The organism is Candidatus Hydrogenedentota bacterium (genome assembly GCA_012523015.1).
Classification (GTDB): domain Bacteria; phylum Hydrogenedentota; class Hydrogenedentia; order Hydrogenedentales; family CAITNO01; genus JAAYBJ01.
The window spans coordinates 1-7,253 of the sequence record JAAYJI010000094.1 but is presented as its reverse complement, the minus strand read 5'-3'; the positions used below and the strand labels follow the sequence as shown (position 1 = coordinate 7,253).

The following is a 7,253-nucleotide window of genomic DNA, read 5'->3' as shown; positions in this document are numbered from 1 at the left end:
GTTGATTATTTTATTGCCGCGGATTGTTTTCCCGGAGTTGAAGTGAAGGGGGGGATCTGCTATTTCCTATGGGATAAGGATAATCCGGGGGACTGTACCGTTACTTCATATAGCAGTACTAATTATAAAAGTGTTATGACGCGCCCCCTAACTGAAGACAATTCTGATATATTCGTTCGCCAAAACGAAGGTGTCGCAATTTTAAAAAAAGTAACCCGCCATAAGGAAGACACATTTGACTCACTCGTAAGTTCAAGAAAACCATTTGGCTTTCCGACGAATTACACGGGGAAAACGAAATCAAAATTGAATAGTATTCAACTTTTTGAACGTGGAAAAATCTCCTATATTTCAGAGTCTGATATTGAACGAAACCTTGATTGGGTAAACAAAATTAAAATTTTTATTACTAAAGCGTACAATGCCGGCGATAATTATCCACACCAAATTATAAATAAACCTAGATTGGTAGGGGGCAATACGGCGTGCACAGAAACGTACTTAGTTATAGGTCCTTTTGAATCAGAACACATTGCTCACAATGTAATGAGCTATATCGAGACTCGTTTTTTTAGGTTCTTCGTATTTTTGAGAAAGATATCGCAAGACGCAACAAGTAAAGTTTATTCCTTCGTTCCCATGCAAGATTTCCGCGAAGCTTGGACGGATGAAAAGTTATATAAAAAATACCGTCTCACTAAAAAAGAAATTGCTTTTATTGAGAGCATGATCCGTCCGATGGATCTTGAGAGCCCTGACCAATGAACGCTTTTTACACAGAGCCGCTTCTTTGGCGGTAATGTCATGGACAGATATAGGGTGCTGTCGAGACAAGGATTGACCGTGAAGCTGTCCATGACACTATAAATGACACTATAAATGAAGCTGTAAATCAGATGACGGTACGGATAAAAACCAATGCGGGAATCGCCTGTGATGAATAAGATCTCCATTCGTTTTTTTGGTGACGGCGAGGTGCGCGCCCTTGGGGATGAAGAAAAAGGACGCTGGTGGTTCAGCGTAGTAGATACGATCGGCACTTTAACGAAGCGGATTCATAATCGCGAACTTTTTATGACAGGCGTGGATTATCCCTATTACGATGAGGAGGAGGACCGAATTATGGAGCTTGAAGATCATGAGTAAAGGCTTTTTTCCGGCGCGCCCCCATTCACAGCCGATGATCTATTCCTACGAAGAAAGAAATCCCGAATACCGCGGTCTGCTGAAGGTGGGCTATACGACTATCGGCGTTGAGCAGCGCGTTGCCCAACAATACCCGACCAAGCGACCGGATGGGAAAGTGCCTTATCACATCGTATTTGCCGAATCTGCCATGTATAGTGACGGCGGCAATTTTAGCGATCACGACATTCACCGCGCTCTTGAAGCACGGGGTCATAGCCGAGAGGGCGGTGAATGGTTCCGCTGCACTGTTGACGAGCTGCGCGCCGCTTATATTGCGGTTCGTGATCGTGTGGAGAACGTGGAAAGCCGCACGCGCAACTTCAGTATGCGCCCCGAACAAGAAGAGGCCGTGAGCAAGACCATTGAATATTTTCGGGCTGCGGCGCGGGAACGGGACAACCGTGCCGCTAAGTTTTTGTGGAACGCGAAAATGCGATTTGGCAAGACCTTCGCCGCCTATCAGCTGGCAAAACACTTGAAGCTGAAAAAGATCCTCATATTGACCTTTAAACCTGCTGTACAAAGCGCTTGGGCGGAAGATATCCGCAGCCATGTGGACTTTGAAGGGTGGCAGTTTATCAGCCGCGATTCAGAATTGACTTGGGAGAAGAGCGACAAGAAACGGCCCATAGTCTGCTTCGGTTCCTTTCAAGATTATCTCGGCACGGGCGATAACGGCGGCATTAAGGCAAAGAACGAATGGGTACACACGACCAATTGGGATCTGGTCGTTTTTGATGAATACCATTTCGGCGCGTGGCGTGACAATGCGAAACGACTCTTTGAACACGAAGATGAAGATGATTATGAAATGCTCGACCTCGAAAAATACGCGCAGGACGAAGAGGCCAACGCTATCAACGAAACGTGGCTGCCCATCACGACCAGTCGCTATCTCTACTTATCGGGCACGCCCTTTCGTGCGCTGAACTCGGGCGAATTTATCGAAGATCAAATTTATAACTGGACCTACTCCGATGAACAGCGCGCGAAAAAGAATTGGATAGAGCCGCCTGAAAATCCTTATGCCGCCTTGCCGCGCATGGTGATGATGACCTATAAAATCCCCGAAAGTATACGGCACATAGCGCAGGAAGGCGAGTTTGACGAGTTCGATCTCAACCTTTTTTTCGCCGCTGAGGGCGAGAAGGAGAAAGCGCAGTTCACGCATAAAGAATATGTCCAAAAATGGGTTGATCTTATCCGCGGCGCTTATCTGGATACGATGACCGATGATTTGAAGCTGGGCGCAAGAAAGCCGAAAATGCCCTACGCCAATAACCGGCTCCTCGCGATCTTGACCCACACCCTGTGGTTTCTGCCTACGGTGGCGTCATGCTTTGCCATGCACAATTTACTACGAAAAAAGAATAATCGCTTCTTCCATGACTACGCGATCAATGTCTGCGCAGGCAGCAGCGCCGGTATTGGCGCCGCCGCGCTGCCGCCGGTGCTGCAGTCTATGGGTGGTGACCCATTGAAAACCAAAACGATCACGCTCACCTGCGGCAAACTGACCACGGGCGTGACAGTGAAACCGTGGACCGGTATTTTCATGCTTCGCAATCTGTCGAGTCCGGAAAGTTATTTTCAAGCTGCCTTCCGCGTGCAAAGCCCATGGGAGGTAGATGTGAGCGCCGAGAAAAAAGAAATCATGAAAGAGGAATGTTATATCTTTGACTTTGCCCTTCACCGCGCCCTGCGCCAGATCGCTGAGTATAGTTGCCGGCTTGATGTTCACGAAAGCAATCCTGAAAAGAAGGTGGAAGAGTTTATCAATTTCCTGCCCGTCATCGCTTACGATGGCTTCTCTATGAACCAGATCAGCGCAGGGGATGTGTTGAATATTGCCATGGCAGGCACTTCGGCGACGCTTTTGGCGCGACGCTGGGAAAGTGCGCTCCTCGTGAATGTGGATAATGATACGCTTTCTCGTTTGATGAACAATGAAAAGGCTATGCTTGCGTTGATGAGCATTGAAGGATTTCGCAGTCTGAACACCGATATTGAGACCATTATCAACCTGTCTGAAAAGGTGAAGGAAACCAAGCAGCGGGAAGAGAAACTGAACACACAAGAGAAGAAAATACTTACGGAAGAAGAAAAAACCTTTAATGCGAAACGAAAATTCATCCAAGAAAAGCTTATTAAATTTGCCACACGCATCCCGATTTTTATGTACTTGACCGATTTTCGTGAATTCAGTCTCAAGGACGTGATCACCCAACTGGAACCGAATCTGTTCAAGCGCGTGACCGGTATCCATGTAAAGGATTTTGAATTGCTCGTATCTTTGGGCGTGTTCAATGCGGGCTTGATGAATGATGCCGTTTACAAGTTTAAACGTTATGAAGATGCGAGCCTAAACTATACGGGCAAAAACAAACATGAGGACAAGTCTGTGGGCGGTTATGATACCGTCCTGACATCCAAAGAGTTTCGGCGTCTCTACGGAGCGCAAGAGCGCTCCATGACCGCTGTCCGGCAAGCCTCCCCGAACTATCCTGCTCCGGCGGTCGATGAAACCGAAGAAGATGCGCCGCGCCCGACGAAAGCGAAGCCCGCACAAAAGCAACCAAAAAAGAGACCGTGAAGTGCGGTAGGCTGTCATAAGATTAAGATTTGCAACGCGCCGCCGCCTTGCAACTTTGCATCTGCCCAATGCCTCAATTACAATAGCGATGATTCAGCGTAACGCAGGAAGAAAGGAAAACAACAATGACGGAAACGATTCGCTGGGGTATCTTAGGTACGGGACACATTGCGCGGCAATTCGCGGAAGGCTTGAAAGCGGCACGGGGCGCGGTACTGCAGGCAGTGGGTTCTCGCACTATGGATACAGCACGCCAATTCGGCGCATCATTTCAGATCCCCAACTGTCACGGCAGCTATGAAGCCCTTGCTCAAGATCCTGACGTGGACGTCATTTATATTGCAACGCCCCATCCCTTGCATATGGACAATAGCATCCTATGCTTAGAGGCAGGCAAAGCGGTCCTCTGTGAAAAGCCTTTCACCATCAACCGGCAAGAAGCGGAGAAGGTGGTTGCCTGCGCAAAAAGCAACAATCTATTTCTCATGGAAGCCATGTGGACGCGTTTCCTGCCTGCGGTCCGCCAGGCTGTTACGTGGGTGCAAGATGGCGTCATCGGCGATGTGCGTATGATCCGCGCCGACTTCGGCTTTTATGCAGACTATGACGAAGAACCCAATCTTTTTGATCCTGCCATGGGCGGCGGAGCACTCCTCGATGTAGGCATTTATCCGCTGTCCTTTGCCGCGCTCTTTCTCGGCGCCGCACCGCAACGGCTGGTCAGCGCTGCACAGATCGGCCCCACCGGCGTGGATGAACAAAACAGCATAATCCTTCACTATGATAATGGCGCCCTCGCAACGGCATCCAGTGCGGTGCGTACGGAAACCCCGCAGGACGCCTGTATCATCGGTGAAAAAGGGTTTATCACCTTGCATCCCTGTTTCTGGCGCGCCGATACCCTAACCCTTTCCGTGCAGGAGCGCAATCCGGAAACGCTGCATTTGCCTTTAGTCGGCAACGGCTACAATTACGAAGCGGAAGCGGTGATGGACTGCCTACGGGACGGTCAAAAAGAATGCCCACGCATGCCCCTCGACGAAAGTATCGCGCTCATGGAGCTCATGGACCAAGCACGGGCGCAGTGGGGACTCCGTTATCCCATGGAATAAAGCTGGGCGGCAACGAAGCTTAACGCCGATAATTCCACGCACGGGCGCTGTACTTCTCGCGGGCAAGTTGACTGACCTCTTGCTCTTCCGCCGCCGACAGCTGCGACGGCGACGCAGCCGGACAAAAGACACGGCGCAAAGCATCGGCAAGCAGGGCGGGCGTCACCGACACAGGACGAACAAATTCCTTGTGCACACGGGCGCCTCGATATTCCGGACGATCCCAGGGTTCCGGCAGATAGCGTTCCATCGCTTCCATAGACACCTGATATAAGAGTGAGCCATGGTGCAGACAGGCGTTCCGTTTACGGCGCTGGGCATTGCCAGAACATTTCATGCCCTCTACTGCCAAGTCGGAAACACCTTGCCGCACCGCGTCAATACCGAGCAGCTTTAAAGCCTGCGCCACCTTATCCAGCAAAAAGGCATAGGAGCCGTGGAGCGCCGCCGTTTCCGGATAACGCTCATAGGAAAGGGCAAAAGCGAAATTGAAGGAACCCGGTCCTTGCAACACGGCGCCGCCTGCTGAACAGCGCCGCAAGATTGGCACGCCATCACGCTGACACGCCGCTTCATCGACTACTTCCGCCACAGACTGACTGGAGCCGATGGCGATAAAAGGGATGGGACACTCCCAAAAGCGCAGTGTATCCGTCATAGACGAATCTGCCACGCCTTCCAGCAACAGTTCGTCGAGGGCAAGATTGCGCGCAGGATCGGGATAGCTGACAGATAATAAACGCATGGTTCCTCCACAAATATCAAGATAAAGCAATGGGGTGATCCCCGGTCCCGAAGCATGGACTACAGGCGACAGTATAAAAGAATTCGCGCCATGCTGCAAGAGGCAGCACATCCCTTATCCAGTGAACTTTCGGGTCCGGTGTTGGAATTGGGTCAGGGGAAGCGTATACAATTCCTGCTGAACAGGGCAGGGATAAGCATGGCTTGAGCGGGAAGTCACGAGAGACAAAAGAAGGCAAACATGAGCCCATCAGATGCACAGACCATAGCAAAGAACCAACAAAACAGCGCCATAGCCGGCGGTGGTTTGCATACGGCGCAACTCCTGGCACGGCCGCCTCTCATGGAACGGTCAGGGGCGCAGGGCGTTAAACGCGTGAAGCTTGAAGAACACTATCGCCGCGCCCAGAAAGTCGCCTCGGAAACAGCACCTGTCACTTGGTTTCGAGGGTTCCTCATGACGCTGCTTCGCTGGGGGCTCAGCGCAATCGGGCTCTATAAACGGGGCAACCGAAACGCCTTGAACCTGCAGCTTGTGAAACAAGATCTCTTTTTCGATGTCTTACCCGCAGGTCTCTCCAAATTTCGTATCTTACACATTTCCGATTTGCATTTACCCGCCCGTTTCCCGGACTTAGCAAAAAAGATTGCTACACTCGTGAAGGACGTGGACGTGGATCTATGTGTACTCACCGGCGATTATCGTTGGGGCTATTACGGCAACGATGACCATCTCCCCGACCAACTTCCCGGCATTCTCAAAACTATCCATACGCGCTATGGAACCGTCGCCTGCCTGGGCAACCACGACAAATTAGAAACCGGTGCCCTCCTCGAGAAAATGCAGATTCCCGTCCTCTACAACGAAGGTTTCGCCATCACCCACAACGACAGCAGCCTATGGGTCTGCGGCATTGATGATCCCCACATCTTTAACGTTGACCGCATCGACCAAGCGGTCGAAGACGCGCCGAAAGATGCCTTTATCCTCATGCTCGCCCATTCCCCCGAACGTATCGCAGAAGCCGAAGAAGCGGGTGTATCCCTCTATCTCACTGGCCACACCCACGGCGGCCAAATACGGCTGCCCCTGATCGGCGCATTAAGCAAGAATGCCGCCTGTACCCAAGAACAAGTGGCGGGACCGTGGCAGCACAAAACAATGCAAGGCTACACGAGCTGTGGCATTGGGACTACCGACTTGCCCGTACGCTATCTCTGCCCGCCGGAAGCAGTGATTATCACCCTCCACCAAAAGACGTCGAACTAAGGGCGGCTTAAGCTTCGTTGAAGGAATTAAACTGAAGCACGAAACATGCGAAGCACAAACAAATTCTTATAATATCCGTGTGCTTCGTGGTTGAAAAAAAAGGGCGCTGATTCAAATTCGCATCGGAGTCCTTGATAGGGGTAAAATACGGGGATAAAGGGGCAATGCTCCTTATGAAGGTGTTATGTGCCTGCATCCGCCAATCTTGACCTGTGTGCAGCTGTGGTGATTTTCGGAAACATTTAGTGACAACGAAAAACAACAACTCAATTTTATGGAATGGACTCGCCGTTCTCTTATGGATCGGCATCTTCTTCGCCGGACTATTTCCGGAACCGATCTTCTT

The 7,253-nt window shown here is 50.7% G+C and carries 6 protein-coding genes; 5 read left to right on the top strand and 1 reads right to left on the bottom strand.

Going from position 1 to position 7,253, the window contains the following annotated elements:
- The 4 genes from GX117_04290 to GX117_04275 form a co-directional block, all read left to right on the top strand.
- Nucleotides 1-765: restriction endonuclease (locus tag GX117_04290; GenBank protein NLO32562.1), on the top strand; the 765-nt coding region annotated here is incomplete at its 5' end.
- Nucleotides 766-936: 171 nt separating this feature from the next.
- Entirely contained in the window at nt 937-1,146 is a 210-nt protein-coding gene (locus GX117_04285; GenBank protein ID NLO32561.1) for a hypothetical protein, read from the top strand.
- Nucleotides 1,139-3,781, top strand: coding sequence for a DEAD/DEAH box helicase family protein (locus tag GX117_04280; protein ID NLO32560.1), 2,643 nt, complete (start codon nt 1,139-1,141; stop codon nt 3,779-3,781). Before GX117_04285 ends, GX117_04280 begins: the two co-directional genes overlap by 8 nt.
- A gap of 125 nt (nt 3,782-3,906) precedes the next feature.
- Nucleotides 3,907-4,893 carry a Gfo/Idh/MocA family oxidoreductase gene (locus GX117_04275; protein ID NLO32559.1) on the top strand — a complete coding sequence of 329 codons (987 nt, stop codon included), beginning with the start codon at nt 3,907-3,909 and terminating at the stop codon, nt 4,891-4,893.
- Between the two features lie 19 nt (nt 4,894-4,912).
- Here GX117_04275 and GX117_04270 read toward each other — a convergent pair whose 3' ends face one another.
- Nucleotides 4,913-5,638, bottom strand: coding sequence for a lipoate--protein ligase family protein (locus tag GX117_04270; GenBank protein ID NLO32558.1), 726 nt, complete (start codon nt 5,636-5,638; stop codon nt 4,913-4,915).
- Nucleotides 5,639-5,878: 240 nt separating this feature from the next.
- Here GX117_04270 and GX117_04265 point away from each other — a divergent pair, with 240 nt between their 5' ends.
- The gene (locus GX117_04265; GenBank protein ID NLO32557.1) at nt 5,879-6,907 is read left to right on the top strand and encodes a metallophosphoesterase; all 1,029 of its coding nucleotides are present in this window, start codon (nt 5,879-5,881) and stop codon (nt 6,905-6,907) included.
- Nucleotides 6,908-7,253 lie beyond the last annotated feature (346 nt).

What these genes read in the sequence shown, in the direction of transcription:
- GX117_04270 (NLO32558.1), bottom strand. Translation starts at nt 5,638, where the DNA reads ATGCGTTTATTATCTGTCAGCTATCCCGATCCTGCGCGCAATCTTGCC.
- GX117_04265 (NLO32557.1), top strand. Translation starts at nt 5,879, where the DNA reads ATGAGCCCATCAGATGCACAGACCATAGCAAAGAACCAACAAAACAGC.
- GX117_04275 (NLO32559.1), top strand. Translation starts at nt 3,907, where the DNA reads ATGACGGAAACGATTCGCTGGGGTATCTTAGGTACGGGACACATTGCG.
- GX117_04285 (NLO32561.1), top strand. Translation starts at nt 937, where the DNA reads ATGAATAAGATCTCCATTCGTTTTTTTGGTGACGGCGAGGTGCGCGCC.
- GX117_04280 (NLO32560.1), top strand. Translation starts at nt 1,139, where the DNA reads ATGAGTAAAGGCTTTTTTCCGGCGCGCCCCCATTCACAGCCGATGATC.